24 protein-coding genes are annotated in these 26,275 nt (G+C 60.2%); 6 read left to right on the plus strand and 18 right to left on the minus strand.

The annotated features are described in order from the left end of the window. Position 1 precedes the first annotated feature (1 nt). Positions 2-430 (plus strand): hypothetical protein, encoded by a 429-nt coding sequence (locus FH08_RS0103835; protein ID WP_031357048.1) that lies wholly within the window; start codon positions 2-4, stop codon positions 428-430. A 744-nt stretch (positions 431-1,174) separates the two neighbouring features. After that, positions 1,175-2,197: a porin gene (locus FH08_RS0103840; RefSeq protein ID WP_235210283.1), complete on the plus strand. Its 1,023-nt coding sequence runs from the start codon at positions 1,175-1,177 to the stop codon at positions 2,195-2,197. 131 nt (positions 2,198-2,328) lie between these two features. Here FH08_RS0103840 and FH08_RS0103845 read toward each other — a convergent pair whose 3' ends face one another. After that, a complete protein-coding gene (locus FH08_RS0103845) occupies positions 2,329-3,294 on the minus strand; it encodes an NAD(P)H-dependent flavin oxidoreductase (RefSeq protein ID WP_031357050.1) in 966 nt (321 codons plus the stop codon). A 282-nt stretch (positions 3,295-3,576) separates the two neighbouring features. On the opposite strand from FH08_RS0103845, the gene FH08_RS0103850 reads away from it, so the two are divergent. Continuing rightward, on the plus strand, positions 3,577-4,470 hold the full coding sequence (locus FH08_RS0103850) for an alpha/beta fold hydrolase (protein WP_031357051.1): 894 nt from the start codon (positions 3,577-3,579) through the stop codon (positions 4,468-4,470). A gap of 198 nt (positions 4,471-4,668) precedes the next feature. On the opposite strand, the gene FH08_RS0103860 is transcribed toward FH08_RS0103850, so the two are convergent. Genes FH08_RS0103860 through FH08_RS0103880 form a run of 5 tightly spaced genes read right to left on the minus strand, consistent with a single transcriptional unit; the run spans position 4,669 to position 8,606 of the window. Next, positions 4,669-5,577, minus strand: a complete 909-nt coding sequence (locus FH08_RS0103860) for an MBL fold metallo-hydrolase (RefSeq protein WP_031357052.1) — start codon at positions 5,575-5,577, stop codon at positions 4,669-4,671. After that, positions 5,574-6,173 (minus strand): DUF1289 domain-containing protein, encoded by a 600-nt coding sequence (locus tag FH08_RS0103865; protein ID WP_075583282.1) that lies wholly within the window; start codon positions 6,171-6,173, stop codon positions 5,574-5,576. The genes FH08_RS0103860 and FH08_RS0103865 overlap by 4 nt, the downstream gene beginning before the upstream one ends. After that, complete coding sequence (locus FH08_RS0103870) at positions 6,173-6,673, minus strand: YbaK/EbsC family protein (protein WP_031357054.1); 501 nt, start codon at positions 6,671-6,673, stop codon at positions 6,173-6,175. Before FH08_RS0103870 ends, FH08_RS0103865 begins: the two co-directional genes overlap by 1 nt. A 30-nt stretch (positions 6,674-6,703) precedes the next feature. After that, entirely contained in the window at positions 6,704-7,627 is a 924-nt protein-coding gene (locus FH08_RS0103875; RefSeq protein WP_031357055.1) for a hydroxymethylglutaryl-CoA lyase, read from the minus strand. A gap of 37 nt (positions 7,628-7,664) precedes the next feature. Next, entirely contained in the window at positions 7,665-8,606 is a 942-nt protein-coding gene (locus tag FH08_RS0103880) for a 2-hydroxyacid dehydrogenase (RefSeq protein ID WP_031357056.1), read from the minus strand. 247 nt (positions 8,607-8,853) lie between these two features. On the opposite strand from FH08_RS0103880, the gene FH08_RS0103885 reads away from it, so the two are divergent. From FH08_RS0103885 to FH08_RS0103895, 3 genes are all read left to right on the plus strand, one after another. Beyond that, complete coding sequence (locus tag FH08_RS0103885; RefSeq protein WP_031357057.1) at positions 8,854-9,474, plus strand: RBBP9/YdeN family alpha/beta hydrolase; 621 nt, start codon at positions 8,854-8,856, stop codon at positions 9,472-9,474. A gap of 84 nt (positions 9,475-9,558) precedes the next feature. Then, positions 9,559-10,566, plus strand: a complete 1,008-nt coding sequence (locus FH08_RS0103890; RefSeq protein WP_081889346.1) for a sulfate ABC transporter substrate-binding protein — start codon at positions 9,559-9,561, stop codon at positions 10,564-10,566. Positions 10,567-10,970: 404 nt separating this feature from the next. Further along, on the plus strand, positions 10,971-12,494 hold the full coding sequence (locus tag FH08_RS0103895; protein ID WP_081889347.1) for a Fic family protein: 1,524 nt from the start codon (positions 10,971-10,973) through the stop codon (positions 12,492-12,494). A gap of 99 nt (positions 12,495-12,593) precedes the next feature. Here FH08_RS0103895 and bioB read toward each other — a convergent pair whose 3' ends face one another. The 12 genes from bioB to aceK all read right to left on the minus strand — a co-directional run bounded on the left by bioB (position 12,594) and on the right by aceK (position 26,264). Next, positions 12,594-13,643, minus strand: a complete 1,050-nt coding sequence (gene bioB / locus FH08_RS0103900; RefSeq protein WP_031357060.1) for a biotin synthase BioB — start codon at positions 13,641-13,643, stop codon at positions 12,594-12,596. Positions 13,644-13,672: 29 nt separating this feature from the next. Then, positions 13,673-14,398, minus strand: a complete 726-nt coding sequence (gene bioD, locus FH08_RS0103905) for a dethiobiotin synthase (RefSeq protein ID WP_031357061.1) — start codon at positions 14,396-14,398, stop codon at positions 13,673-13,675. Beyond that, positions 14,395-15,615 (minus strand): 8-amino-7-oxononanoate synthase, encoded by a 1,221-nt coding sequence (gene bioF, locus FH08_RS0103910; protein ID WP_031357062.1) that lies wholly within the window; start codon positions 15,613-15,615, stop codon positions 14,395-14,397. The genes bioD and bioF overlap by 4 nt, the downstream gene beginning before the upstream one ends. Next, the gene (gene bioA, locus FH08_RS0103915) at positions 15,612-16,973 is read right to left on the minus strand and encodes an adenosylmethionine--8-amino-7-oxononanoate transaminase (protein ID WP_419177983.1); all 1,362 of its coding nucleotides are present in this window, start codon (positions 16,971-16,973) and stop codon (positions 15,612-15,614) included. Before bioA ends, bioF begins: the two co-directional genes overlap by 4 nt. A gap of 78 nt (positions 16,974-17,051) precedes the next feature. Beyond that, on the minus strand, positions 17,052-17,837 hold the full coding sequence (locus FH08_RS0103920) for an enoyl-CoA hydratase/isomerase family protein (RefSeq protein WP_031357064.1): 786 nt from the start codon (positions 17,835-17,837) through the stop codon (positions 17,052-17,054). 1,222 nt (positions 17,838-19,059) lie between these two features. Beyond that, positions 19,060-20,301: a dienelactone hydrolase family protein gene (locus FH08_RS0103925; protein ID WP_031357065.1), complete on the minus strand. Its 1,242-nt coding sequence runs from the start codon at positions 20,299-20,301 to the stop codon at positions 19,060-19,062. A 362-nt stretch (positions 20,302-20,663) separates the two neighbouring features. Continuing rightward, on the minus strand, positions 20,664-21,089 hold the full coding sequence (locus tag FH08_RS0103930; protein ID WP_031357066.1) for a YchJ family protein: 426 nt from the start codon (positions 21,087-21,089) through the stop codon (positions 20,664-20,666). 5 nt (positions 21,090-21,094) lie between these two features. Next, on the minus strand, positions 21,095-21,703 hold the full coding sequence (locus FH08_RS0103935; protein ID WP_031357067.1) for a glutathione S-transferase family protein: 609 nt from the start codon (positions 21,701-21,703) through the stop codon (positions 21,095-21,097). A 60-nt stretch (positions 21,704-21,763) separates the two neighbouring features. Then, positions 21,764-22,441 (minus strand): SDR family oxidoreductase, encoded by a 678-nt coding sequence (locus FH08_RS0103940; RefSeq protein WP_031357068.1) that lies wholly within the window; start codon positions 22,439-22,441, stop codon positions 21,764-21,766. A gap of 21 nt (positions 22,442-22,462) precedes the next feature. Further along, positions 22,463-23,656, minus strand: a complete 1,194-nt coding sequence (locus tag FH08_RS0103945; RefSeq protein ID WP_031357069.1) for an acetyl-CoA C-acetyltransferase — start codon at positions 23,654-23,656, stop codon at positions 22,463-22,465. Next, positions 23,649-24,443: a carbonate dehydratase gene (gene can / locus FH08_RS0103950; protein ID WP_031357070.1), complete on the minus strand. Its 795-nt coding sequence runs from the start codon at positions 24,441-24,443 to the stop codon at positions 23,649-23,651. The genes FH08_RS0103945 and can overlap by 8 nt, the downstream gene beginning before the upstream one ends. Positions 24,444-24,464: 21 nt before the next feature. After that, positions 24,465-26,264, minus strand: coding sequence for a bifunctional isocitrate dehydrogenase kinase/phosphatase (aceK, locus tag FH08_RS0103955; protein WP_031357071.1), 1,800 nt, complete (start codon positions 26,262-26,264; stop codon positions 24,465-24,467). Between the last annotated feature and the right edge of the window lie 11 nt (positions 26,265-26,275).

Below are 26,275 nucleotides of genomic sequence, written 5' to 3' on the forward strand. Positions count from 1 at the left end.
CATGTTGCTCACCAGATTTCGACCTATCGCTCGCTTGATCCTCGCCGCTGCCATCGGATTGGTTGCGGCGTCGACGTTGTGTGCGCCGCTGGCTTTCGCTGGCGGGAATAACGGCGGGATGTTCAACCGCAACGCGGGTCAGGCTCAGGGGCAATGGAAGGCCGCGAACCGGCATGCAATGCGAGTGGACGCCTTTGAGCGTGGTAGTCAGCCGTTCCGTTTTCAACGTGTTGCGGCGGGTTCGGGCCTGACGCCGATCAGCGCGGAAGTGCGCGGCGGACCGCGTGCCGAGCAGGCGGCGCAATTGCCCACTGGCGGATCAATCCGCGCCGACATTGCGCGTTATAACGAGGAACGCAGTAGCTCGCGTCCGGCAGGCCGCCAAGGCGATGCCCCGCGCTCGCCCGCGAACTCTCCCTATCGGAATTGATGCGGGAAGTATCCGGCGCGTACAACCGGCCGCGTAATCACCCGGATGCACCCGCGTGCATCAAGTCTGCAAGTGGGGTAGCAATGGGCGAAATGCGTTTTCGCCGACCTTCAAAAAATCCCGCACCTCTCTCACCGTCCCTCGTAAGCCCCGCGATGTTCTTCACCCACTAGTTCGAACCATTGGTTCGACCGGTCGCAATTTGCTATCGAGTGGAGTGCAAAACAAAAAACAATTCCCCCGTCTATGGCTAGCGTCGCAATGACGTTATCCCGCCACAGTTTCATCGTCAGAAGCCCATGTCCATTCCTCTCAAAAATAGTCGCATTAACAATGCGTCCGGCTGGCGTTTCTGATCGCATTTTTATTGTTGCCGGAATGCAGATTGCCCGGGTGCACCGTGGCATATAGCATCGCGGGCTATCGCCTGGCTGGCCGGCTCTTGAGTCAAGCGTCTTTTTCGCACTGCGTTACATCGGCCGATAAAAGTTCGTCGCGCGCAATGTATTCAAACCGCTATAGACAGCATAAGGAAAGTTATTTTTGTCCGGAAAAATGATCCGTAAAGATGGTCCCGCCCTAAGCCATTTGCATGCATAGCGGACATTTATAAGAACAGTCCGAAAAAGCGAGGCAATACCCCTCGCCGAATCCCGATTTAACGTTAATACGACAGGAGAGTCCATGAAGCCACCCGTGAACCGCGTGCTTAAGGCCGCGGCCAAGGCCACCGTTACTGCCGGCATGTTCGGCTTGCTTGCCGCCAGTTCCGCCCAAGCACAATCGAGCGTCCAGTTGTACGGACAGGTCGACGAATGGGTGGGCGCCACCAAATTCCCGGGCAGCCAAACGGCCTGGAACGTCGGCGGCGGTGGCATGTCGACGTCGTACTGGGGCATGAAAGGCAGCGAAGATCTCGGTGGCGGGTATAAGGCGATCTTCACGTTGGAAAGTTTCTTTCGGGCGCAGAACGGTAATTACGGCCGCTTCCAGGGCGATACATTTTTCGCGCGCAACTCTTATGTTGGTATCGAGTCGCCATACGGTACGTTCACCACTGGCCGGCTGACCACGCAGCTGTTTGTATCGACGATTCTGTTCAACCCGTTTATTGATTCGTACACGTTCTCGCCGATGGTGTATCACGTGTTCCTCGGTCAGAGCACGTTCCCGACGTACACGACGGACCAGGGTGTTGTCGGCGATTCAGGTTGGGACAATTCCCTTCAGTACACCACGCCTGATTTCAGCGGTTTGTCGGGTAGCGCGATGTACAGCTTCGGCAACCAGGCCGGACAAAATGGCGCGAAGAAATACAGTGCACAATTCCTGTATTTCCACGGCCCGTTTGCGGCGACCGGCGTGTATCAGTACGTGAATTTCAGCGCAACGCCGGGCGACCTGACGTCGTTCGTGGCAGGGTACAAGAGCCAGAGCGTAGGCCAGTTGGGTGCGTCGTACGACATGAAGTTCGTCAAGTTCTTCGCACAGTACATGTACACGCACAACGATATCGATCCGGGTTCGTTCCACGTGAACACGGGCCAGGGCGGCGTGACCATCCCGGTTGGCGTGGGTTCGGTGATGGCTTCGTATGCGTATTCGCGCAGCAACGGCGGCCTCGACCAGACGCACAAGAGCTGGGCGCTCGGCTACGACTATCCGCTGTCGAAGCGCACTGACGTCTATGCCGCGTACCTGAACGACAAGTACACGAGCATGTCGAGCGGCGATACGTACGGCGTTGGCATTCGCACGAAGTTCTGAGCCAGTGGAGCGAGCGTTACGCGCGGGCTCCCGGTAATAACGCAAAAACGCCGCCCTAAGTCACGAGGCGGCGTTTTTATTGTCAGCGCGGACGAGCAATTTAACGAGCTCGGCGAAAACTCCCGCTCGCTTTATAGCGAAATACCCAGCCGCGTTTTTGCATCGTCATATTCATGCTTGAGTCGCGACACAAGTTCCGCCACCGTCGGCACGTCGTCCATCAGGCCGACGCCTTGTCCCGCGCCCCAGATTTCCTTCCACGCTTTGGCTTTGATCGCCGAGTCGCCGAAATTCATCGCTGCTTTATCCGATGCCGGCAGCGCATCCGGATCGAGTCCGGCGTTGAGAATGCTCTGGCGAATGTAGTTACCGTGCACGCCGGTGAAGAGGTTCGTATAGATGATGTCGGCAGCCTTCGATCCCACGATCGCGGTCTTGTAGTCTTCCAGCGCATGCGCCTCGCGCGTGGCAATAAAGCGCGTGCCGATATACGCGAAATCCGCACCCATGGCTTGCGCGGCGAGAATCGAGCCGCCGTTGGCAATGGCGCCGGACAACGCGATCGGGCCATCGAAAATGCGCCGTACTTCGCCTACCAGCGCGAACGGTGACGTCATGCCTGCGTGTCCGCCGGCACCGGCTGCAACCAGGATCAGGCCGTCGACGCCCGCTTCCAGCGCCTTCTCCGCGTGTCGCAAATTGATCACGTCGTGCAGCACGATGCCGCCGTAGCTGTGCACCGCGTCGATCATCTCCTTGACCGGCGCACGCAGGCTCGTGATGAAGATCGGCACGCGATGCTCAACGCACACCCGCACGTCCGCCTCAAGCCGCGCGTTCGAGTGGTGCACGATCTGGTTCACAGCAACCGGTCCGACCGGCGCGTCCGGATTCGCCGCCTTGTGCGCCTCGATACCCTCGCCGATCTGCGTGAGCCATTCGTCGAGCAACTCGGCCGGCCGCGCGTTCAACGCAGGAAACGAGCCGACAATACCCGCCTTGCACTGCGCGAGCACGAGCTCGGGATAGCTGACGATGAACATCGGCGAAGCGATGACGGGCAGCGCGAGGTGTTGCAGAGCGGCGGGAAGTGCCATGAAACGTGTCTCCTGATTGAATGAGAAAAGCCGGCGATACGCGCGCGCCCATCTGACGTGGAGTCACGATAACCTCGCTTGGCGCCTGCGGCCGGACTCGGGCGAAGCTCTGCGCATGCACGCATGCGAACGACCGTTCTATTATAGGCTAATCTTCCGATCCGCGATTGCCGGGGAAATTGGAAGAAGTCTTCAGCTTCTACGAAAGGGCCTGTCGGCAAGCAGTTTAGTATCGCGGAGGACGCCTACAATGCTTTTCCCGCCACGCTGATTATTCACACCATGTCGTTCGAAGACTACGAGCCGTTCACCTTCGATGCTGCGGGTGTCGGTATTTTCGGCATGAAGGGCGGTAACGGGCCACCGCTTCTGCTGCTTCACGGCCACCCGCAGACACATGAGATCTGGCATCGGCTGGCGGCGCCGTTGGCGCAGCATTTCACCGTGATTGCGACTGACCTGCGCGGTTACGGCGCATCGGCGAAACCGCCCAGCGACGCGCAGCACACACCCTATTCGAAACGCGCGATGGCCGCCGATCAGGTCGCGGTCATGCGGCACTTCGGGTTCGATCGCTTCATGGTCTGCGCACATGATCGCGGCGCGCGGGTGGCGCACCGGATGGCGCTGGATTTTCCGCAGGTTGTCGACCGTCTCATGCTGCTCGACATAGCGCCGACGCTTGCCATGTACGACGCCACCGATCGCGCCTTCGCCACGGCCTATTTTCATTGGTTCTTCCTGATCCAGCCCGAGCCGCTGCCGGAATTGCTGATCGGCGCGCATCCGGACGCGTATGTCGAGCGTGTGATGGGCAGTCGCCACGCGGGTCTCGCGCCGTTTGCGCCGCACGCGTTGCAGGCCTATCGCGACGCGTTGCGCCAGCCGGGCGCGGTGCATGCCATGTGCGAGGACTACAGGGCGTCGGCGAGCATCGATCTCGAGCACGATCGAGCGGATATCGAATGCGGCAACCGGCTCGCGTGTCCGCTACGGGTGTTGTGGGGACAGGAAGGCGTGATCGAGCAATGCTTCGAGCCGTTGGTCGAATGGCGCCGTGTTGCACGCGATGTCAGCGGCCGAGCGTTGCCTTCGGGCCACTATATTCCGGAAGAAGTACCCGATGAATTGCTTGCCGAAATGCTCGCGTTTTTCGAGGCAACCGAGGCCGCATAAGGGTGCAGCGTGTGCGGGTCATGGCGCTGTTATATGTCTGTAGGGAAAGCACCGATGCGTCCCAAAAACAGGCGCGCTACGATGCAGTCGGCGCTGATCACGTCAACAAAATTCCGCCGCTTGGGCTTGGCCGTTCGACGATAAATCGATAGCTGACAAGCGGCTTCTTTTTGGCTGTCTGCGGTCATTCTTTCGAATTCAGCCGATCTTCACTGTCTCGCCTTCCATCCTCAGCACGCCGCTTGCCGCCAGTTCGGCGAGATACTCGCGCACTAATCCCGGACGATCATCGGAGAGCAGGTTAGCGGCGGCGCGCATGGCCCGGGCTTCATCGACGAGCAGCAATAACTCGCTGACGGGCATCGAACGCAACTCCATCAGCTTGAACACGATCAGCACCTTCAGCGCATTCTTCGCGTTGCGTACGGGATCGGCACGCAGATAATCGATTCGCGAGAAAGCGATGTCCAACGCCTTCGATACATCCGTGAACGGCGCCCCATGGCCGGGAATCACCGCCCGCACGTCCAGTGTGGCGATCAGGTCGAGCACCGCGCGTTGTTCCGCGAAGCCGCTTTCGCCTTCCAGTTCGGGAAAGATCACGCCGAAACCGTTTTCCCACAGCGCGTCGGCGCTGATCAGCAGCCGTTCTTCGGCGCAGTACAACATCAGCGAATGCGGATCGTGACCGGGCGCGCCTAGCACCGACCAGTCGAGGCCGCCAAGCCGGAGCGTCGCGCCTGGCGCAATCGTGCCAGTGAAACCGAAACGCTCGCAGGTCTGCCCGGTCGCGTGGAACGTGAGTTTCTCTTCGTCCCATTCACGCACGGCGTCGGCTTCCGTTTGCGGAATCAGCGTCTCGCAGACGAAGGTCGATTGCAGCAACGCATTGCCGCCGCAATGGTCCGAATGCAGATGCGTGTTCACGATCAGATCGAGCGTGCGTTCATTGCCAAGCGCTTGGCGAACGAGCGCCAGCGTCTGCGGCGCGTGAGTGGCGTAGCCGGAGTCGACCAGCGCGGCGTGCGTCTCATCGATGAAAAACACGTTATTCGACGACAGCCAGCCACGCTCGAACACCCGCATGGACGCCGGTAACGCGATCATGCGTTCCGCTCCTTCGGCATCACGACGATGGTCGCACTCGCCTTGACCACGATCTCGCCGTGCTGGTTCAGAGCCTGGCCGTCCAGCTTCACGAGATCGCCGTTCAAGCTCGGTTTCCAGTGTGCTTCGGTGACTTCCCAGCTCATCGCGAGCACGTCGTTTGCCTTGACCGCGCGCACGAGCTTAAGGCCGAACTCAAGGCCGAGCGGCTGGGCGTAGGTGGAAAAATGCGTGGCGAGCATCGCCATCAAATGCGCTGTGGCTTGCGTGCCCGACGCGATCAGCGAGCCGAAGCGGCTGGTCTGGGCGTAGGCATCGTCGTGATGCAGCGGGTTGTGATCGTTCACCAGCGTGGCAAACGACTTGATGGAGTCGGGCGGAAGAGCGAGCGTTGCCGTGAGGCGTTCGCCGATATGCACGACACGCGGCCCCTTCCGGCGTGCCTGCGCTTGCGTCAGAACTGCCGCCCGTTGCGCGTCATCGAAGGAAGACCAGCCCGCTATTTCATCGATGGTGCGAAAACAGCCGTCGCAAAGCCCCGTCGATGAATTCATCCTGCATACATCGATACACGGCGATGCAACGGCCTCGGTCATCACGCAGTCTCGCGCAACGCGACATCGGCGACCGGTGCGCCGGTCAGCGCGACCAGTTCCTGCGGCGTCAGGTTGAACACAGCGTGCGGATGACCGGCGGCGGCCCAAAGGCTGTCAAGCGCGAGCAGGTCTTCATCGATCAGCGTCAGCGGCGTAGTGGCATGGCCGATCGGGCACACGCCGCCGATTGCGTAGCCGGTTTTCTCGCGGACGAACTTGGCGTCGGCACGCGCGAGCTCACCTACGCGTTCAGCCACTTTCTTCTCGTCCACACGATTCACGCCGCTGGCAATCACGAGCACGGGCGCGTCGTCTTTCTTGCGGCGAAACAGAATCGATTTAGCGATTTGCGCGACCGAACAGCCAAGGCCGGCCGCTGCTTCAGCCGATGTCTTGCCGGTTTCAGGCAGCATCACAACAGACTTGGTGTGTCCGCGTTCCTGCAGCAAAAGCGCGACGCGGCGAGCGGAGTCGGGCAGGGCGTCGAGTGTTTCGTTCATCGTGTTTTTTCCAGGGTCATAAGCCGATCATCAAACGCAGGGCGCCACGCCGTCGCGTTTTTTCGCGAGCAGCGCACGTCCCACTCGCGATGCGCTCGGCTTGCCGATCGTCTGCGAAATGAAATCACCAATCTCCACGAGCTGATCGAGATCGACGCCGGTTTCAATACCGAGCCCGTTCAGCAGGAAGATCACGTCCTCGGTCGCGACGTTGCCAGTCGCCCCTTTCGCGTATGGACAGCCGCCGAGTCCCGCCACGGAGGCGTGGAAAATCTCGATGCCTTCCTGCAGCGATGCGTAGATATTCGCGACGGCCTGACCGTAGGTGTCGTGGAAATGGCCGGAGAGCCGTTCGCGTGGAAACACCTTCGATACCGCCGCCATCACCTCGCGCGTGCGGCCCGCTGTGCCCACGCCGATGGTGTCGGCGATATCGATTTCATCGCAGCCGAGCGCCTTCATGCGCTGCACGACATCGACCACTGCTTCGATCGGCACATCGCCTTGATAGGGGCATCCCAGCGCGCACGAAATGCTGGCGCGCACGCGCAGTCCTGCTTCTTTCGCGGCCTTCGCGACGGGTTCGAAGCGCGCGATGCTCTCCGCAATACTGCAGTTGATATTCTTCTGCGAGAACGCTTCGCTCGCCGCGCCGAAGATGACGATCTCATCGACCTTCGCATCCAGCGCCGCTTCGAAGCCGCGCAGATTCGGCGTGAGCGCCGAGTAAATCGTGCCCTGACGCCGCTCGATACCCGCCATCACGGCCGCGCCGTCCGCCATTTGCGGCACCCATTTTGGCGAGACGAACGACGCCGATTCAACGTTCTGCAAACCCGCGTTTGCCAGCCGGTTCACCAGTTCGATCTTCACCTCGGTCGCAACGAATTCCTTCTCGTTCTGCAGGCCGTCGCGCGGTCCCACTTCGACGATTTTTACCTTGGCCGGTAGCATGGTTGTCTCCTTGGAATGCGTGTTTGTCCTTGCGGTTTTAGTAACCGCGTTTCACATCGACTATGCCGGATATCGGCTCGCCGCGCGCGAGCGCCAAGATCTTGTTCGCGACCTGCTCCGTGCTTTCCTCGCGCAGCGTTTCAGCGGCGATATGCGGCGTGATCGTGAGGCGCGGCGTGCGCCAGAACGGATGATTGTCCGGCAACGGTTCGGTGTGGAATACATCGAGTGTTGCGGCGGCGATCTGGCCGGATTGCATCGCGTGGAGCAAATCGTCGTCGACCAGATGCCCGCCGCGCGCGAGGTTGACGAGATACGCGCCCGGCGCCAGCCGTTCAAACGTGCGCCGGTTCAGGATGCCTTCGGTGTCCGGCGTATGCGGCAGCAGGTTGATGAGCACTCTCGTGCCGTCGAGGAAGGGCTCGAACTGTTCGTCGCCGGCAAAAGTCTTGACGCCCTCAACATCCCGCTTGGTACGGCTAAAACCACGCACCGGCATGCCGAACGCCGTCAGCGCCTGCGCGACCCGTGCGCCGAGAACGCCCATGCCCAGCACGCCGACCGTGAAGTCCTTCAGCGCATAGGGCGGTAGTTTTTGCCAACGATGCTCACGCTGGAGCGCATCGTATTCGTCCAGGCGGCGCAAGTAGCGCAGCACCGTATGGGCCGCGTATTCGACCATCTGGTGGCCCATGCCGCTATCTTCCAGGCGCACGAGCAGCGCATTGGGCGGCAGCGTGCCGGGAAGCTTCCGTTCGATTTCCAGGATTGCATCGACACCCGCGCCCAGATTGAACACCGCCTTCAGATCCGGCCGGTTTGCGAACAACTCGGCTGGCGCGCGCCAGACGACGGCGTAGTCCGCGGGAGCGTTGTCGCCGGGTTGCCACAGACGTACATCGGCGCCGGGAAGCGCACGGGCGAGATCGTCAAGCCAGAGCGAGGCCTCGGCGTGGTGCTCGTAGAGAATGATCTTCATCGAAGGTTCTTGTTCACGGGGGTAAGGAGAACGCGCGGATTGAGCGTTGAATTGTGTCCGAAATTAAGCCTATTTTACGGTTTCGCCGCGTTTTTGCCGATTCGCACACGTAACGCGGGAGACTACGCCGCCTGTTTGGCCCGATCGCCGCCGATAACCAAATGACGAAAACTTGGTTCGCGCCGACGCGCGCACGCAGCAGAATTGTTCCTCACCATGCCGGCTTCGAGCTGGCAGCGAGGTTCACATGAGTTCATGCAGTACATCCGCCTGGCCGCCGCGGCTCGTCACCGTACCGGGTCTGCACGGCAGCGAAGGCGCGCACTGGCAAACGTGGCTGGAGCGGCAATTTGCCAGATCTCGACGCGTCGAGCAGGACGACTGGGACGCGCCTCAACTGGACGCGTGGGCACAATCCGTCGCGGATACCGTGACGAGCGTCCGCGGCCCGGTGATTCTTGCCGCGCATAGTTTCGGTTGCCTCGCGGCCGCGCACGCGATTGCACAGGGGCTGACCGGCGACGCCGTTGCCGGCGTGCTGTTTGTCGCGCCCGCCAGCCCGGACAAATTCCGTTTTGCCGGCGCGTTCGAACCGCGCCGTCTTGGCGTGCCATCGGTACTGATCGCGAGCATGACCGACCCGTGGATGCCCTTCGACCAGGCGATGCGCCTGGCGAGTCAGCTTGGCAGCGCGTTCGTGAATCTGGGAGACGCCGGGCACATCAACACAGCATCGGGTTTCGGCCCGTGGCCGCGCGCAAAATATTTCGTCGATACCTTGATTCATTGCGCAGCCCCGGCGCATTTCGCGGAGCAACCCGACGTATTCGACCAATTCGAGCCCATCGAACAGGCGGCCTATGGATGAGTTGTCCGATACATTACATTCCTGACTTTTCGATAGAATCGCCGCTTCGCAGCGGATTTCACTATTCGAATAATCGGGGGATGTATGGCGGGTTTGAAGCATTGGGCAGCAATCGCGGCGCTGGGTTTCGTTACGTTCACCTCATTTGCTCACGCGGATACGGCGTTGCTCAACGTCTCTTACGACGTCACGCGCGAGTTGTACAAGGACATCGATACCGCGTTTATTGCCGACTATAAGCAGAAGACCGGCGAGACGCTTTCCGTGCGCCAGTCGCATGGCGCGTCGAGTGCGCAGGCGTTGTCGGTGATGCAGGGACTGCAGGCCGACGTGGTCACGATGAACCAGCCGAACGACATCGACTTGCTGGTCGAGCGCGGCGGCCTCGTGCCGGCCAACTGGCGCACGCTTCTGCCGAATAACGCGGTGCCGTATACGACCACCATGGTGTTTCTGGTGCGTCATGGAAACCCGAAAAACATCAAGGACTGGAGTGATCTCGCGCGTCCCGGCGTGCAGGTCGTGATCGCGAATCCGAAGACGTCGGGTAATGGGCGTTATGCATATCTGGCGGCGTGGGGCTACAAGAAGCAGCAAGGCGCAACCGATGAACAGGCTCAAGCGTTCGAGAAAGCCATTTTCAAGAACGTGCCGGTGCTGGATACGGGCGGCCGAGGCGCTACGACAACCTTCACGCAACGCGGTATTGGCGACGTGCTGGTGACGTTTGAAAACGAAGTCGCGTTGATGGATGCGGGCGCGTCGGGCAAGGATTTCGACGCAGTGTATCCGTCGGTGAGTTTGTTAGCCGAGCCGCCGGTTGCGGTGGTTGCCAAGGTCGTGGACAAGCGCGCGACGCGCAAGGAAGCGCAGGCGTACCTGGATTATTTGTGGACACCGGCGGCGCAGGAAATCATCGCGCAACATCATCTGCGGCCGCGCAATGCCGAAGTGCTCGCGAAACACGCCAGCGAATTCAAGCCGATCAAGACGTTCACGGTGGAGCAGGTTTTCGGCAACTGGCAGAAAGCGCAGCAAACCCATTTCTCCGATGGCGGCACGTTTGATCAGGTGATTGTGGATAAGAATTGAGGGCGTAGGGCAATTCCAACGACTTGCTGCTCCTTCACGTGTGCGCTGGTGAAGGGGTCAGCGCCCGCGCGAATCGCTCTGTCTCGGCAAGCAGGTCATTTTCATCAAACCCCTTGTAGCTGCCATGACCAGGGCAGCATGAGCCTACCGGCATCAAGCACAATTCTCATTCTTTTGATGCTGCACGACAAAACACCGAGTTTTGGAGATGTCACGCGACATTTTTCGAGATTGTGGGCTCTTTCTTCGCTGGAAAGCGACATTTTCCCGCGAGCTCGATAGAAGGAAAAAATTGGTTTTTTCGCTGCTACGCGACAAATAAGCTGGTTTAAGCGACGCTACACGACAAAATGGAGACTTTGGTCTGTAAGATGTGACGTTACGCGACAACTGCTTCCGCTCCAATGAACGTCACGATCATCAAGAAGGCCGCTGCCGTCAGGCTCGCGACAGAGGACATCATTTTCCTGTCGCGCCTAGGTCCCGCCGCGCGACGCAAGGTGCAACGCAGCGCAGTGGGTGGAAAGCTGACCCGCGTGTTTAAAGGGGTATATGTCAGCAATGAGGGCGGTCAGGCCGAAGTAGAACGGCGAGTGCGTGCGCAATGGGTGGATATCGGCGGCATGCTCATTCCAGGAGGTGTCGTTTCGCATGTCAGCGCCTTCCACGGCCAACCGCAAGACCACGTCTGGATGGTCTCGCACCCAAGCCTCGTGCGCAAAAGGCTCGAATTGCCCGGGCTCGCTTTCCAGCTCGTTGAAGGGCCTGGGCCGCTGCCAGGGGATATGCCTCTCAGTCAAAGTGGACTGCACTGGGCGAGCCAGCCGCGGATGCTGCTTGAAAATCTTGGCCGCAAGGCGCCGCGCCGCGTAGGTCAGGAGGAGGTCGAGAAGTGGCTTATCGAGCGACTGAATGCCTCAGGAGAAGCGTTCCTCAACGAGTTGCGTGACAAGGCTGCATCGCTGGCCGAGCCACTTGGCATGAAGGAAGAGCTCGAAACCTTGCGCGGAATGATTGGCGAACTCCTTGGGACGCACGAGAAGGGCGAACTGAAGACGACTGAAGGGATTCTTGTATCGAAAGGAAAACCAGTCGATCGCGACCGTATCGAGCGCTTCAACCTGCTTGCCGGCTACCTCCGTGGGGCTGCTCTGCCCCGCATCGCAGACGCTGTTCCGAATGGTGTTGCACGGCATAATCGGGCCTTCATCGAATCGTATTTTTCGAACTACGTGGAAGGCACCAAATTTTCCATTGAGGAAGCGCGCGACATTGTCATCAACAACAAGGTCGTGACGACGCGACCAAAGGACTCGCACGACGTCCTCGGTGTGTATCGGTTGGCGATCGAAGCACCTTACCGCCATAGTCCGCCAGTATCGGGAGAAGAATTTCTGCCCGCGTTGCTCGAGTGGCACGCAAAAATGCTTCATGCGCGGCCCGAGGCCAGCCCTGGAAAAATTAAAACGCAGACTAACTACGCCGGCACGACCCAGTTCGTGAACCCAGCGCAGGTTCGGGGGACCTTCGAAGAAGGGTCGCGCATTGCGCTGAGCGTTCCGGAGGGACTCGCCCGCGCTGTTTTCTATATGTTTCTAGTCGCCGAAATTCATCCGTTTGTCGACGGCAATGGGCGGGTGTCGCGTCTCGTCATGAATGCCGAGCTCTCGCGCACAGGCTTGCACCGAATCATCGTGCCCACCCTGTTCCATCCGCAATTCGTCGATTGTCTGCGCAAGCTCACGCAAGAAAATGAGCCCATCGACTTTGTTCGGAGCTTGGCCAAGATGGCGCGATGGTGTGCACAGTTTGACTACAGCAACCTTGACATGGTCATTGAGAACCTGAAGAGGACCCATGCGATGGAGGAATCTCCGGCGCGGTTCCAACTGCACAACATTGACGGGACCCGCACGCTTGCGGAGTGACGTCGTCAGCGCAATCGAAGAAATCCCCCGGATCTGACGATCGCGGGGGATTCCGGACATCAACTGCGCTTCAAGTCAGCAAACCAAACGACCTGTCGATCACTGCACCTGCGCGTGCCCGCACTTCACGTCACACGCTTGCGCTGCTTGCATCTGCTGCGACGCCTCCGCGCGCATTCCCAACCGCTCCAGCAATTTCCGGTCGGCTTCAGCCTGCGGGTTGCTCGTCGTCAGCAACTGGTCGCCGTAGAAAATCGAGTTCGCGCCGGCGAGGAAACACAGCGCCTGCAGCGCTTCATCCATTTGCTCGCGTCCCGCCGACAACCGCACCATCGCCTTGGGCATCGTGATGCGCGCAACCGCGATGGTACGCACGAATTCAAACGGATCGAGCGGTGCGGTGCCCGTCAGCGGCGTGCCTTCCACCTGCACAAGATTGTTGATAGGCACCGATTCCGGATACGGCTCCATGTTCGCCAGTTGCGTGATCAGCCCGGCGCGCTCGCGACGCGATTCGCCCATGCCGACAATCCCGCCGCAACACACGTTGATACCGGCATCGCGGACGTGTTCGAGCGTATCCAGACGATCCTGATACGTGCGCGTCGAGATGATCTGGCCGTAGAACTCCGGCGATGTATCGAGGTTATGGTTGTAGTAGTCCAGCCCTGCGTCGCGCAGGCGCGCCGCCTGATGCCCTTCCAGCATGCCTAGCGTCACGCAGGTTTCGAGGCCCATTGCCTTCACGCCGCGAATCATGTCGGCGATCGGTTCCAGATGCTGGTCCTTCGGATTGCGCCATGCCGCGCCCATGCAGAAACGCGTCGCGCCGTTCGCCTTGGCGATTTCGGCGGCCTTCAGGACTTCATCGACGGCCATCAGTTTTTCGGCCTTCAACCCTGTGTCGTGATGCGACGACTGCGGGCAATACGCGCAATCTTCCGGGCAACCGCCGGTCTTGATCGACAGCAGCGTGGAGAGCTGAACGGTGTTGGCATCGAAGTGTTCACGATGCACAGCCTGCGCGCGAAACAGCAAGTCGTTGAACGGCAGGTCGTAGAGCGCGACGATATCCGCGACACGCCAGCGAGCCAGCGTTTGCGGTGCGGCGGGTTGAGCGGCCTGATCGGTGGATTGCAGTTGCGTCATGTGAGGATCCTTATTCATATAACGAAGAATCATTGGCCCGCGCCAACTGAACGAAGCGTGTCCAGCAGCAGGGAGGTATCGATATAAGTCGTTGCCGCGCGAGCGTCCGGCGGCGTGAGGCGGGGAATGGTGCCGAGCAGCGGCGCGTTGTATTGACTGTCCAGCCGCAGCCGGATTGCTTCGATGTTTTCAGCGGGAAACAGCATGGCGGGATCGATCTGGTTAGCCACCCAGCCCGCCAGATGCAGCCCACGTGCCGCGATGGCCTCAGCGCTCAGCAACGCATGGCTAATGCAGCCGAGCCGCATGCCGACCACGAGCACGACAGGAAGATTCAATGCGAACGCGAGGTCGGCGGTATCGTGGACATCGGTGAGCGGCACGCGGAATCCGCCCACGCCTTCCACCACGACCACGTCCGCTTGCTGCACGGCGAACTTGTGCGCATCCACGATCCGCGCAATATCCAGCGATACGTTCTCGCGTGCTGCCGCGATATGCGGCGCGGCAGCTTCCTTCAGCAGGAACGGCGTCCGTATCGATGGCGGCAGCGCAACGTTAGCGGCGGCATCGAGTTGATCGGCGTCTTCGTTGTGCCACTCGCCGTCGAGTTCAAACGCGCCTGCCGCGATGGGTTTCATCGCGGCGGCGCGCAGGCCGAGTGCGGCGAAGCCATGCAGCAAAGCAGCCGATACGAGCGTCTTGCCGATCTCGGTATCGGTGCCGGTGACGAAGAGCGAGAGTGGCCCTGTCATGATCGATTGCTCAAGGTTTGCAGTGCATCGTCGAGCTTGGCTAGGTCGTCGTGGCTATGCGCCGCCGAGAGCGAAATGCGCAGGCGCGATGTGCCAACGGGAACTGTCGGCGGCCGGATTGCGGGCACCCACATGCTGTATTCATCGAGCGCGGCGGCGAGCTTCAGCGTCTCCTCATTGCCGCCGATAATCAACGGTTGAACGGCTGTATGCGAATCCACCGGTGACCATCGCGTGCGCTGCAAAATGGCGCGCGTACTGTCGATCAACGTAGCGAGATGGGCGCGTCTTGCGTCGCCTTCCTGTCCGCCGATAATCTTCAAACTCGCCGATACCGCGTGCGCCACGGCCGGCGCCGATGCCGTCGTAAAGATGTACGGCCGCGCGCGTTGCACGAACCATTCGATCACCGTCTCATGCGCGATCACGAACGCGCCGGACACGCCCGCTGCCTTGCCCAACGTGCCGACGTACACAAGATGCGGTGAGCGCAACGCGGCGTCGGCCAGCGCGCCGCGGCCTTGCGGACCGAGCACGCCGAAACCGTGCGCGTCGTCGACAACCAGCCATGCGCCGTGACGCTCCGCCAACTCGAGCAGCGAGCCAAGCGGGGCGATATCGCCGTCCATGCTGAAGACGGAGTCCGTGACGATGATCTTCGTGCCGCTCTCATTCGCCGATGCTTCGAGCATGGCGTCGAGCGCTTCGGCGTCGGCGTGAGGATAGATGCGAATCTCCGCTCGCGACAGGCGTGCGCCATCGATCAGCGATGCATGGTTCAACGCGTCGCAGAACATCAGCGTGTCGCGACCGCCGGACTTACTCGCAGCGCCGAGCGTAGTCAGCGTCGCGAGATTTGCCATGTAGCCGGTGCTGAAGTACAGCGCACGCGCCTGGTCGACGAAACCGCCGGAAAACGCCGCAAGGTCGTCTTCAAGCTGCGCATGCGCGCGCGAATGGCCGCCGAGCAGATGCGATCCGCCGCTGCCCGCGCCGTATTGTCGTGCGCCTTCCGCCAGTGCTTCGCGCAGGGTTTCATGCGCGGCGAGCCCGAGATAATCGTTGCTCGCAAAGCCGATGATCTCGCGTCCATCTACCGTCATGTGAGCGGCGCAGGCGCTGTCGACAATTCGTCGGCGACGACGCAAGCCGTTGCGCTCGATATCGGCGAGACCTTGTTTCAGGGACTCGAAAAGAGCGGGCGATGTGTTGCTCATGCGGCCTCCGATAACGTGGCGTCGAAGACAATGCGCGTGCGTTCGGCGAGCAGCGCGAGTTCGTCGTCGCTGAGGATGTACGGCGGCATCAGGTAGACGGTCTTGCCTATCGGTCGCAACAATAACTCGTGTTTTAGGGCCTTTTCGAAGAAACGCCGCGAGAATGAGCGTGCTTGATCAGGATCTTCGATGATCGCATCGAACGCGAAGATGGTGCCGCGTTCGCGCAGGTTTCTGACCTGCGGATGATCCTGAAGCGGGCTCAGCGCAGCGCGCAACACAGACGATTTTCGACGGTTCTCTTCAAGCACGTTCGCGCTTTCGAACAGGTCGAGCGTCGCCAAAGCGGCGCGGCATGCGAGTGGATTGCCCGTGTACGAATGAGAGTGGAGGAAGCCACGCGTCATGTCGTCGTCGTAGAACGCGGCGTAGATTTCATCGCGTGTCAACACGATGGATAGCGGCAAATACCCGCCGCTGATTCCCTTCGATAAACACAAGAAGTCCGGCCAGATCGCAGCCTGTTCGCACGCGAAGAACGTGCCGCTGCGACCACAGCCGACTGCGATTTCATCGGCGATGAGGTGGACACCGTAGTCATCGCACAAAGCGCGCAGGCCCTTCAAATATGAGGGATCGTGCATCGCCATGCCGGCCGCGCATTGAACAAGCGGTTCCACGATCACGGCCGCAAGCTGCGAGGCTTTGGCGTCGAACAGCGTTTTCATATCGGCGAGCGCGCGTTGTGCGACATCACGTGCCGTCTCACCTTCGCGAGCCTGCCGGGCATCCGGCGATGTCACCACGTGCGCATGTCGAATCAACGGATCGTAGGCGTCCTTGAACAACGCGACGTCGGTCACGCCGAGCGCGCCGATGGTCTCGCCGTGATAGCTGTTCGCGAGGCAGACGAATTCGCGCTTCTCCGCGTGGCCGCTGTTGCGCCAGAAGTGGAAGCTCATCTTCAACGCGATTTCGACTGCCGATGCGCCATCGGAGGCGAAGAATGCATGGCCGAGCGTGTGCTGCGTCAGGGCGTGCAGACGTTCGGCGAGCAGGACGGCGGGCTCGTGCGTGCAACCGGCGAGCATCGCGTGTTCGAGCGTGTCGAGTTGATCTTTCAACGCTGCATTGATGTGAGGATTCGCGTGGCCGAAGAGGTTGACCCACCACGAGCTGATGGCATCGAGATAGCGATGGCCGTCGTGGTCGTAGAGCCACACGCCCTTGCCGCGAGCGATGGGCACGAGCGGTGTGCGCTCGTGATGTTTCATTTGCGTACACGGGTGCCATACGGCGCGTAGCGAGCGTGCGACCCAGTCATCGGGTGCAGGCTTTGGCTGGTTGTTCAGGTTCAAAACGACTCCAGGGGAGCGGCCATTCATGCGCTGAGACATGCGGTCACACGAGCACTCAGGCAACGCTCCCGATCACATTCAGGCGAGCCACGACGGCTTGCTCTTTTCCAGAAAACTGCGCACGCCTTCGCGCCCTTCATCCGAGGCGCGAATGCGTGCGATACGGTCAGCGGTGTCCGAGATCAACGATTCATCGATTGGTTTATCCGCCAGATCGACCACCAGTTGTTTGCACTCGCGCACTGCGTTCGGGCTATTGGCGACGATTGCGGCTGCGACTGCATCGACGGTGGCGCCCAACGCATCGGCTGCAACGACCTGATGCACGAGGCCGATGCGCAGGGCTTCAGCGGCATCGAAACGTTCGGCGGTCACGAAGTATCGGTGCGATGCGCGCGCGCCGATTGCCCGGATCACGTAGGGCGCGATGGTGGCGGGCATCAGCCCGAGCTTGGCCTCGGACAAGCAGAAGTGTGCTGATTCTGCGCTGATGGCAATGTCCGCGACGGCTACGAGCCCCATGCCGCCTGCGTACGCGTCGCCCTGGACTTGCGCGATCACGGGTTTGTTGCAGGCGTAGATAGTGTTGAGCATCGTGGCGAGGCCGAGGGCATCGGCGCGATTTTCTGCGTCCGAGTAGGTCGCCATGCGTTTCATCCAGTTGAGGTCGGCGCCTGCGCAGAATGCGGGGCCGTTTGCGGCGAGGATGATGACGCGGATGGCGTTGTCGTCGGCGAGTGCGCGGAAAGCAGCAGTCAATTCGACGATGGTGGCTTCGTCGAAGGCGTTGCGGACGTCGGGGCGATTGAGCGTGACGCGTGCTACGTAGCCGTCGACGATGACTTTCAGGCGCTGCAGGTTCATTGCATCGGTCATGGGGGTTTCTCGATGTGCGCGACTCGGTGTTTCGCTGAGCACCAATTATCTCTAATTTCGCTGCGGGATTCGATTTTGGGAGAGCAGGGGACCTCCGGCGGGCGTGGGACGCGTTGGGCGATTGCTTGGCGTCGCTGCTAACTTCGCTTATCGTGGAGGGTGTTGGTGGGGTTCAGGGGCTATTTTCCGCTGGCGCTCGGTCAAGGGTTTTTCGTTCGCACTCGGGGGCGGGGTCGGGTTCCTGCGGTTAGCGGTCGGGGTCATTGCCGGGTTGCTAGGTTCCTGCGATAGCGGTCTGAGTCATTGCCGGGTTGCTGCTTTCGGCCTTAGCGGTCTGCTTGAGTTGGATGTTTTCTTTATCACTATTAGCCACTGCGCGTGGCAGCGCGTCATTTCTTTGTCCAAAGCGACAAAGAAACGAAGCAAAGAAAACGCTTTCAGAACGCGGGCTCGTAAGTTGACCTAGCGTGCAGTTTCCAAGTTTTTGGCACCCCAAAAGCACGGTGCTCGCCAGAACGACGGATGTGTGAAACCCTCCTTCTCGCGAATTCTTACACGCACACGCTTCGCCCCGTACGCTCTTGGGCAAGCACGCTTGCCCAAGAGCCCGCACGGCCTGACGCGCTTTTAGTCCTTCATTGCTTGGTCGGCTGGTTGCTTGATCTGCGCAGCTATTTTGGGGTACGGCCTTACCCATCGTGCGGCCTCGTTTTGAAGCGGGTTGGCCACGTGGTTCGGCATGCGAACAAATTTGGTGGGTGGTTTTTCGCGGATAGCGCGGGGTGAACCTTAGGCAGGTTCAGTCACTGGTGGCGAAGCGTGTGGGTATCTGTGTTCGGAGAAGGAGGGTTTCACACATCGGTGGCTCTGGCGAGCACCGTGCTTTTGGGGTGCCAAAAACGCGGAAACTGCACGCTGGGTCAACTTATGAGCCCGCGTTTTGAAAGCGTTTTCTTTGCTTCGTTTCTTTGTCGCTTTGGACAAAGAAATGACGTGCCGCCACGCACAGTGGCTAATAGTGATAAAGAAAATAGCCAACTCATGCAGACCACTAAGGCCGAAAGCAGCAACCCGGCATTGACTCCGACCGCTAACGCAGGAACCTAGCAACCCGGCATTGACCCCGACCACTAACCCCAGAACCCGTCACAACACCAGCCACCGGCAGAACCACCCCCCAGCTACCAGCCTTTGGCTGATTCAAAGGCACCTACCGTGAGGCTGTCTGCGTCTGAGCAACATTCCGATCATTCCAGACCACTGCGTTGTCAACGGCATACAACCGGCATGGATCGCTGCTCTGCTTCTGGCACCCGTTCAACGCCACCGACATGGGGTCGTCACCCCCTTCCGCCCACGACCACGCACCCGAATCCGACACCGCGAACGCGCGGCTCGAATATTGATGCAGAAAATTCTCGTAACCCTCACGGCCGTGTTCATCGAGGAACGGCACGGCTTTTACCGCATCCACCGTCGCATAACCCGTAGGCGTGGGCGCCTGCGGATCCGAAACCTGATATTGCCGATCCGTCGGCATGCCAACATCTTCGAGGAACGTCTTCACGCGCGGCCACCAGATCGCCACACCGTCACGATCCCCCACCAGCCGATGCGCATCGTTCTTATATGCGCCGAAATTCACCATATCGGCCTTCGCACCGTGCGCGCTATACGACGTGAACATTTCCTCAGGCAAGTTGCCCTGCCACACGGAGTCGTTAGTGCCGTACATCCACAACGACGGCAACTTCACATGCTCACCGTATTCACCAAACGCGCTCGTCAGGTTTTTCTGCCAGCCGGGACACTCGTCCTGACGCAGGCCACCGGAGAAATTGATCAGGCCACGCACGCCGTTCGCCTCACGCGCGTCGCGAGCGCCATACGCCATGGTCACCAACCCACCATGCGAAGCGCCCGCCACCACCACATGCTGGCTGTCGACAAACGGCTGTTTGTCCATGTAAGCCAACGTGGCCGTCACGTCGCGCGCTTGCGTAAAACCATTGGCTTCGACATCGCAACCGTTGCCAGTATATTCCCCGCCCGATTCCGCAAAGCCACGGCGATTCGGCACGACAACCACATAACCATGACGCACGAACTCACGCGCAAACGCGATCGGACGCGCACGCGCCTGGTCATGCGCATTGCCAGGGAGCTTGCCGTGATTGAAGACGACCATCGGGAACGGACCCGGGCCATCAGGTTTGAAGATGGTGGTTTCAAGCGAGACATCGCCTGAAGGTACTTCGACAACAGACTCGTTGAGGTTTGACTCAACAACGGGAAGCGACGGGTCGAATGACTGCGGCACCGTGCCGAAGGCAGGTGCCTCGAGCTTCGCATACTGCTGCGCACCCGGGAACGGCTCTGCAAGCGCCGAGGCGGACACCGCCGCGAGCGCACACACCACTACACAACCTGACAACACTTGCCTAAATGCCATCCCCGAAACTCCACCCGCTTCTCGACCCGGCTGATTTCCCAAAGCACGAGCCAGCTTATTGTCACAATCCATCGATCCGGACGTTCGTACTGTCAATCAGTATCGCTAGTCGGATCGTCAAGTCATGTCCCGAATAGACATGACAATGGGCTTCAATACGCAACACCGCTGCACTGACAGATATTTAGCTTATGAAACAGTAACTTAATATCATTCGCCAGTGACTGGCGAAAAGCTAGAGTACCCGGACAAAATGAATGGGCGCAATTAGAAAGTACCCGCGCGGGCGACAAAATTCGGGGCGAAAGCAGTCGTTAAGGAAATTATTGCCGCGATGCAGCACGAATCGTCGCTATGACGTTTCAATCGCGGAGATCACCGTCAACATAACGCCACAACCCAGCGGCATCGCGTTCGAAACGGCTCGTCTCATGTAAGCGGAATGCGCGGCCGCCGAGCTTGTATCGAGCGACGAATTCGACCTCGGCGTGGTCCGCGTCAACAGGCGTGTGGCGTTTTATCTGCAAGCCGAGCCAGCGGGTGGCGGGATCCGCGGAGGTTTCCAGGTCGCGGGGGCAGGTGCTCTCGGCCCAGGTCGCACGCAAATACGCCGTATTGCCGAGCACGTACGCGGTATAGCGTGAGCGCATCAGTTCCATGGCGTTGCCTGCTCGCGCACCGCCTTCTATGAAGCGTCCGCAACATTCGACGTATTGAGGCGGACGCTTAACAGCGTTGTTCGATCCCGGCGACGCACCGCCGCACGGGCATTCCCCGACTGCCTTCATACCCTTCATACATCTACGCCCGGCATCTCGATGTGTCGCGGCTGCGCCTTCACGCGTGCAAGCCATGCGCGAATGGCCGGATACCGGCCGAGGTCGAGGTTGGCTTCGTCGGCGACATGGGTGTACGCATACAGCGCAATGTCCGCGATGGTGTATTGCTCATCGACGAAATACGTCCGCGTCGCGAGATGCGTTTCCATGACGTCGAGCGCGCGATACGAACCCGCGGTTTTCTCGGGCAGGCGCGGATCGTCAGGGTGTTTGGCGAACTGAAGAATGAAGCGCGCAACCGCGATGTTGGGTTCGTGACTGTATTGCTCGAAGAACATCCATTGCAGGACGCGCGCCCGCGAAAGACGGTCGGTCGGCAGCAGCGGCGTACCTTCGGCGAGGTAATACAGGATCGCGTCCGATTCGAAGAGGCACGTGTGCTCATCGATCTGCAGCACCGGCACCTTGCCGTTCGGATTCAACTGACGAAACGCATCGGTGCGCGTGGCGCCGTTCATCATGTCTACTTCATGCCAGACATAAGGCCGGCTCAGTTGTTCGAGCGCAAGCCGGACCTTGTAGCAATTCCCCGAAGACGCCACGCCATGTACTTGATACGCCACTTCATGTCCTTTTCGTTTGATTGAAACGCTCACTTCGGAAGCCGTACTAACGCACAGCACTCACCACGCGAGCGGCGTACCGTCATACTGAATGAACGAGCCATTGAATTTTTTAGGGTTCGCCGCCGCCGCGGCGATCACCGCGCGCATTCCGGAAATGCTGTGCGCCGGTTCGATCGCAGCCGACGCGCCACCCATCTCGGTGCGCACCCATCCCGGATGCAAAGCGATGCAAGTCGAACCGCGCGCTTCCAGCGATGCAGCCTTCAACGCCGCATTCACCGCGGCCTTGCTCACCCGATACAGCCAGCCCGCCGTCCCGTTCATCTCCGCAATACCGCCCATCTTGCTCGATACCACCGCGAGCACGCCATGCGCTGCGTTGGTGAGCGGCAGGAGGATGGGCAGCAATTGCATCGGGCCGCGGACATTGGTGTGCATGACCTGATCGAAATCTTCCGAGGGCACGGTTTCCACGTGTTCGGTTCGCGGACCATACACACCCGACACGATGATCGCGACATCGAGCTTCTCGCCATCGAGTTGCCTGCCGAGCGTCGCGATCTGCTCGGGTTGGGTCGTGTCGACCGAGAAGGTTTTTGCACCCATGGCGTCAAGTGCTTCCAGTGACTCCGCGTTGCGAGCGGTGGCGAGCACGCGCCAGCCATCGCGGCAATATCCTCGCACGAATTCGTGGCCGAGCCCGCGCGATGCACCCACGATCAATACGGTTTTCATGATGTTCTCCGGCACGCTGCCCTAAACCAGTTCGATACCCATCGCCGTCGCTTCGCCACCGCCGATGCACAAGCTCGCCACGCCCCGCTTCAATCCGCGCTGACGCAACGCGCCGATCAACGTCACGAGAATCCGCGCGCCGGATGCACCGATCGGATGTCCCAGTGCACACGCGCCGCCGTTGACGTTGACCTTGTCGTGAGGCAAGTCGTGTTCCCGCATGGCAGCCATCGCGACCACGGCGAACGCTTCGTTGATCTCGAAGAGATCGACTTCGTTTGCGCGCCAGCCGTTCTTGTCGAGCAGCTTGCGGATCGCGCCTACTGGCGCAGTCGTGAACAACGCCGGTTCCTGCGCGAAGGTGCTATGCCCGACGACTCGCGCGAGCGGCGTGACGCCGAGCCGCTTCGCCGTGGATGCACGCATCATCACGAGCGCAGCGGCGCCGTCGGAGATAGACGATGCGTTCGCCGCCGTCACCGTGCCGTCTTTTGCGAACGCGGGTTTGAGCGTAGCAATCTTGTCGATATCCGCCTTGAACGGCTGTTCGTCGTGATCGATAACGGTATCGCCCTTGCGTCCTGCGACCGTCACCGACGCGATTTCCCAATCGAACGAACCGTCTTCGTTCGCCCGCTTCGCGCGACGCAACGACTCAACGGCAAACGCGTCCTGCGCTTCCCGCGAAAACTTGTACGACCCGGCGCATTGCTCGGCGAACGCGCCCATCAACCGGCCTTTTTCATACGCGTCTTCGAGGCCATCGAGGAACATGTGATCGAGCACCTGGCCGTGGCCCATGCGCATGCCGGCGCGCGCTTTGGGCAGCAAGTACGGCGCATTGGTCATGCTCTCCATCCCGCCCGCGACAATCACGTCCGCCGACCCGGCCAGCAGCATATCGTGCGCGAACATGGCGGCGCGCATGCCGGAACCGCACATCTTGTTGACCGTCGTGCTGCCGACGGACAGCGGCAAGCCCGCGCCGAGCGCGGCTTGGCGCGCGGGCGCCTGACCGAGACCGGCGGGCAGCACGCAACCCATCACGGCTTCCTCGATCTGCTCGGGCTTCAGGCCGGCGCGTTCAACCGCGGCGCGGATTGCCACCGAACCGAGTTGCGGCGCTGTCACGGTGGCGAAGTCGCCTTGAAAAGCGGCCATCGGCGTACGCACAGCCGACACGATCACCACCGGATCAGTTACGAAATCAGTCATGTTTCAGCTCCTTGATCACACCTTTCACGATTGCCGGGATATCGCCGAGACGGGCGGCATCGGAGGCCAGCACATCGTTCTCCGATGAATGCGCGCCACCGCGCGCCAGCGCCGCGATGCATTGCCGATAGGTCGGTTCTACTTCTTCCGACCCGCCGATCATCATCCCCAGGTTGCGCACGCGGCCGTCATGCACGCCGTAGGTCCAGCCATGCACCGTGATCTCCTGGCCACGCGCCCACGCATCGCGCAGGATGGTCGTGTGACACACGTTCACCGTCTGTTCGATGGTATTGAGCTCCACCAGCCGGCGATTGCGCGCGACGCCCATCGGCCATTCCTCGAGCAGCGCGGAGTGCTTGTCGCGCACGTCTTCCACGTGACGCAACCAGTTATCGGCCAGGCCCACGCGCCGGCCCAGGAGGGCCGCGCCCACGCCGGAGCAGCCGTAGTGCCCGACCACCATGATGTGCTTGACCTTCAGCAGGTCGACCGCGAACTGGATCACGGACAAGCAATTAAGGTCCGAGTGAACGACCACGTTCGCGATGTTCCTGTGCACGAACACCTCGCCTGGCGGCAAGCCGATGATCTGGTTAGCCGGCACGCGCGAGTCCGAGCATCCGATCCACAGGTATTCGGGCGCTTGCTGGTCGGCGAGGCGTGAGAAATACTCGGCGTCTTCCGAGAGCTTGCGATCGACCCACTTCAGGTTGTTATCGAATAGGTGGGAGAGCGGGTTGTTGTCTTGGCTTTCAGGGTTGTCGATGTTGTCGATATTGGACATGGCATTCAGTGCGGATAGGTTTCATGCGGCGCGTGCTGCGGGTGCGCCGGCCAGAAAACGCTCAGGATAACGAACGCAAAAACGGATACCGCGTTCGTACGGGAAGAAGTCGGCGAGTTCGCCGTTAAGGATCTGTTCCTTGTGCTTTTGCCAGAGTGCGGGGTCGAAAAAATCGGGGTGATGTTTCATGAATACGTTGCGCACGCGCGGGTCGCCGAGCAGGAACGTGTCATAGGTTTCGGGGAAGATGTCATGCGGCCCGACGGTGTACCACGGCTCGCCCGACATCTCGTCTTCCTCGTTGCGCGCTTGCGGCACCCGGCGCACGTTGCAGTCGGTCAGATACTCGATCTCGTCGTAGTCATAGAACACCACGCGGCCATGGCGCGTGACGCCGAAATTCTTGTAGAGCATGTCGCCGGGGAAGATGTTGGCCTGGATCAGTTCCTTGATCGCGTTGCCATATTCCTTGATGCCATGCTCGATTTCCGACAGCGTGCCGTTCTGCAAATACAGGTTCAACGGCGTCATGCGGCGCTCGATGTACAAATGCCTGATCACGAGGTTATTGCCTTCGTGTTCGATCATCGAAGGGACTTCTTTGGTGAGCTCTTTCAGCAGCACATCGTCGAGGCGCGACAACGGTAACGCGACGCTCGAATACTCGAGCGTGTCGGCCATGCGTCCAAGGCGGTCATGACGTTTGACGAGCTGATACTTGTCCTGGATCTTCTTGCGCGTGGTTTCCTTCGGCGGCGGAAAGGTGTCCTTGATCAGCTTGAACACGTACGGAAAAGACGGCAGCGTGAACACCAGCATCACGAGCCCTTTGATGCCTGGCGCGATGACGAATTTATCGCTGGAATGCGAGAGGTGATGCAGCAAGTCGCGATAAAACAGGTTCTTGCCCTGCTTCTGCAAGCCCACCGATGTATAGATTTCCGCCTTCGGTTTGCCCGGCATGATCGAGCGCAGGAACTGCACATACGCCGACGGCACTTCCATATCCACGAGGAAATACGAATGCGAGAAGCTGAAGATGATCAGCACTTGTTCGCGCTGCAGCAGGACCGTATCGAGCGCAAGCAGGCAGGGCGACGCGTGACGCACGGGCACGACGAAAGGTATCACCAGATCACCATTGATGATCCGGCCCACTATGTACGCCGCCTTGTTGCGAAAGAACAGCGACGACAGCACATGAATCTGGAAATTAGGCGCAGCCTTGAACTCGCCGAACGCTTCGGTAATGGCTCGCATCAGGCATTGAACATCGCGCTGCAGATCCTCGAACGGCGGCTCGAGCTGGAAGTTCGTCACGATCCGTTCGAATGTCGCGGCGAGCCCGTCTTTACTCGGGTAATACGCCCGATAGGTCGGCTTGGCCGCGGGCTCGTCGTTCTCGATGTACTCCGTCGAAATAGCGGGCCGCACGAAAATGAAGTCGTTGCTGAAGTACGAACGATGCAGGATCTTGCAGCACACGGAGTTGAAGAAAGTCTCCGCGCACTCGGGCTGCCGGTGCGACGTCAGCAAGCCGATGTAATGCAGCTTGATCTGCTGCCAGATTTCATCGTCTATGTTTTCGGCGTCGTACTCGTCTTCCAGACGCATCACGCACTCTTCCACCCGATCGTCGTACGACGTGATGCGCTCGCGCGCCAGCCGCTGCAGCGCGTGCCAGTCGCCGGCCTCGAATAGCCCCTTCGCCGCGATGGCCGCATCGCGAAACACGCAATAGTGACGGTCGAAGCCTTCGAGCAGCGTTTCCGCGACATCGAAGCCAATCTGCGACGACAGCAACTTGGGAAAGTGATTCATTTCGACCCTGC

Source organism: Caballeronia sordidicola, from assembly GCF_000729995.1.
GTDB classification, from domain to species: Bacteria; Pseudomonadota; Gammaproteobacteria; order Burkholderiales; family Burkholderiaceae; genus Caballeronia; species Caballeronia sordidicola_A.

What these genes read in the sequence shown, in the direction of transcription:
- FH08_RS0103885 (WP_031357057.1), top strand. Translation starts at nt 8,854, where the DNA reads ATGAGTTCATGCAGTACATCCGCCTGGCCGCCGCGGCTCGTCACCGTA.
- FH08_RS0103945 (WP_031357069.1), bottom strand. Translation starts at nt 23,656, where the DNA reads ATGACTGATTTCGTAACTGATCCGGTGGTGATCGTGTCGGCTGTGCGT.
- bioD (WP_031357061.1), bottom strand. Translation starts at nt 14,398, where the DNA reads ATGACAGGGCCACTCTCGCTCTTCGTCACCGGCACCGATACCGAGATC.
- FH08_RS0103835 (WP_031357048.1), top strand. Translation starts at nt 2, where the DNA reads ATGTTGCTCACCAGATTTCGACCTATCGCTCGCTTGATCCTCGCCGCT.
- FH08_RS0103895 (WP_081889347.1), top strand. Translation starts at nt 10,971, where the DNA reads ATGAACGTCACGATCATCAAGAAGGCCGCTGCCGTCAGGCTCGCGACA.
- FH08_RS0103850 (WP_031357051.1), top strand. Translation starts at nt 3,577, where the DNA reads ATGTCGTTCGAAGACTACGAGCCGTTCACCTTCGATGCTGCGGGTGTC.
- FH08_RS0103840 (WP_235210283.1), top strand. Translation starts at nt 1,175, where the DNA reads ATGTTCGGCTTGCTTGCCGCCAGTTCCGCCCAAGCACAATCGAGCGTC.
- FH08_RS0103920 (WP_031357064.1), bottom strand. Translation starts at nt 17,837, where the DNA reads ATGAACCTGCAGCGCCTGAAAGTCATCGTCGACGGCTACGTAGCACGC.
- FH08_RS0103890 (WP_081889346.1), top strand. Translation starts at nt 9,559, where the DNA reads ATGGCGGGTTTGAAGCATTGGGCAGCAATCGCGGCGCTGGGTTTCGTT.
- FH08_RS0103875 (WP_031357055.1), bottom strand. Translation starts at nt 7,627, where the DNA reads ATGCTACCGGCCAAGGTAAAAATCGTCGAAGTGGGACCGCGCGACGGC.
- FH08_RS0103925 (WP_031357065.1), bottom strand. Translation starts at nt 20,301, where the DNA reads ATGGCATTTAGGCAAGTGTTGTCAGGTTGTGTAGTGGTGTGTGCGCTC.
- can (WP_031357070.1), bottom strand. Translation starts at nt 24,443, where the DNA reads ATGTCCAATATCGACAACATCGACAACCCTGAAAGCCAAGACAACAAC.
- bioF (WP_031357062.1), bottom strand. Translation starts at nt 15,615, where the DNA reads ATGAGCAACACATCGCCCGCTCTTTTCGAGTCCCTGAAACAAGGTCTC.
- FH08_RS0103845 (WP_031357050.1), bottom strand. Translation starts at nt 3,294, where the DNA reads ATGGCACTTCCCGCCGCTCTGCAACACCTCGCGCTGCCCGTCATCGCT.
- FH08_RS0103940 (WP_031357068.1), bottom strand. Translation starts at nt 22,441, where the DNA reads ATGAAAACCGTATTGATCGTGGGTGCATCGCGCGGGCTCGGCCACGAA.
- FH08_RS0103870 (WP_031357054.1), bottom strand. Translation starts at nt 6,673, where the DNA reads ATGAACGAAACACTCGACGCCCTGCCCGACTCCGCTCGCCGCGTCGCG.
- FH08_RS0103865 (WP_075583282.1), bottom strand. Translation starts at nt 6,173, where the DNA reads ATGACCGAGGCCGTTGCATCGCCGTGTATCGATGTATGCAGGATGAAT.
- FH08_RS0103880 (WP_031357056.1), bottom strand. Translation starts at nt 8,606, where the DNA reads ATGAAGATCATTCTCTACGAGCACCACGCCGAGGCCTCGCTCTGGCTT.
- FH08_RS0103930 (WP_031357066.1), bottom strand. Translation starts at nt 21,089, where the DNA reads ATGAAGGCAGTCGGGGAATGCCCGTGCGGCGGTGCGTCGCCGGGATCG.
- aceK (WP_031357071.1), bottom strand. Translation starts at nt 26,264, where the DNA reads ATGAATCACTTTCCCAAGTTGCTGTCGTCGCAGATTGGCTTCGATGTC.
- bioB (WP_031357060.1), bottom strand. Translation starts at nt 13,643, where the DNA reads ATGACGCAACTGCAATCCACCGATCAGGCCGCTCAACCCGCCGCACCG.
- FH08_RS0103860 (WP_031357052.1), bottom strand. Translation starts at nt 5,577, where the DNA reads ATGATCGCGTTACCGGCGTCCATGCGGGTGTTCGAGCGTGGCTGGCTG.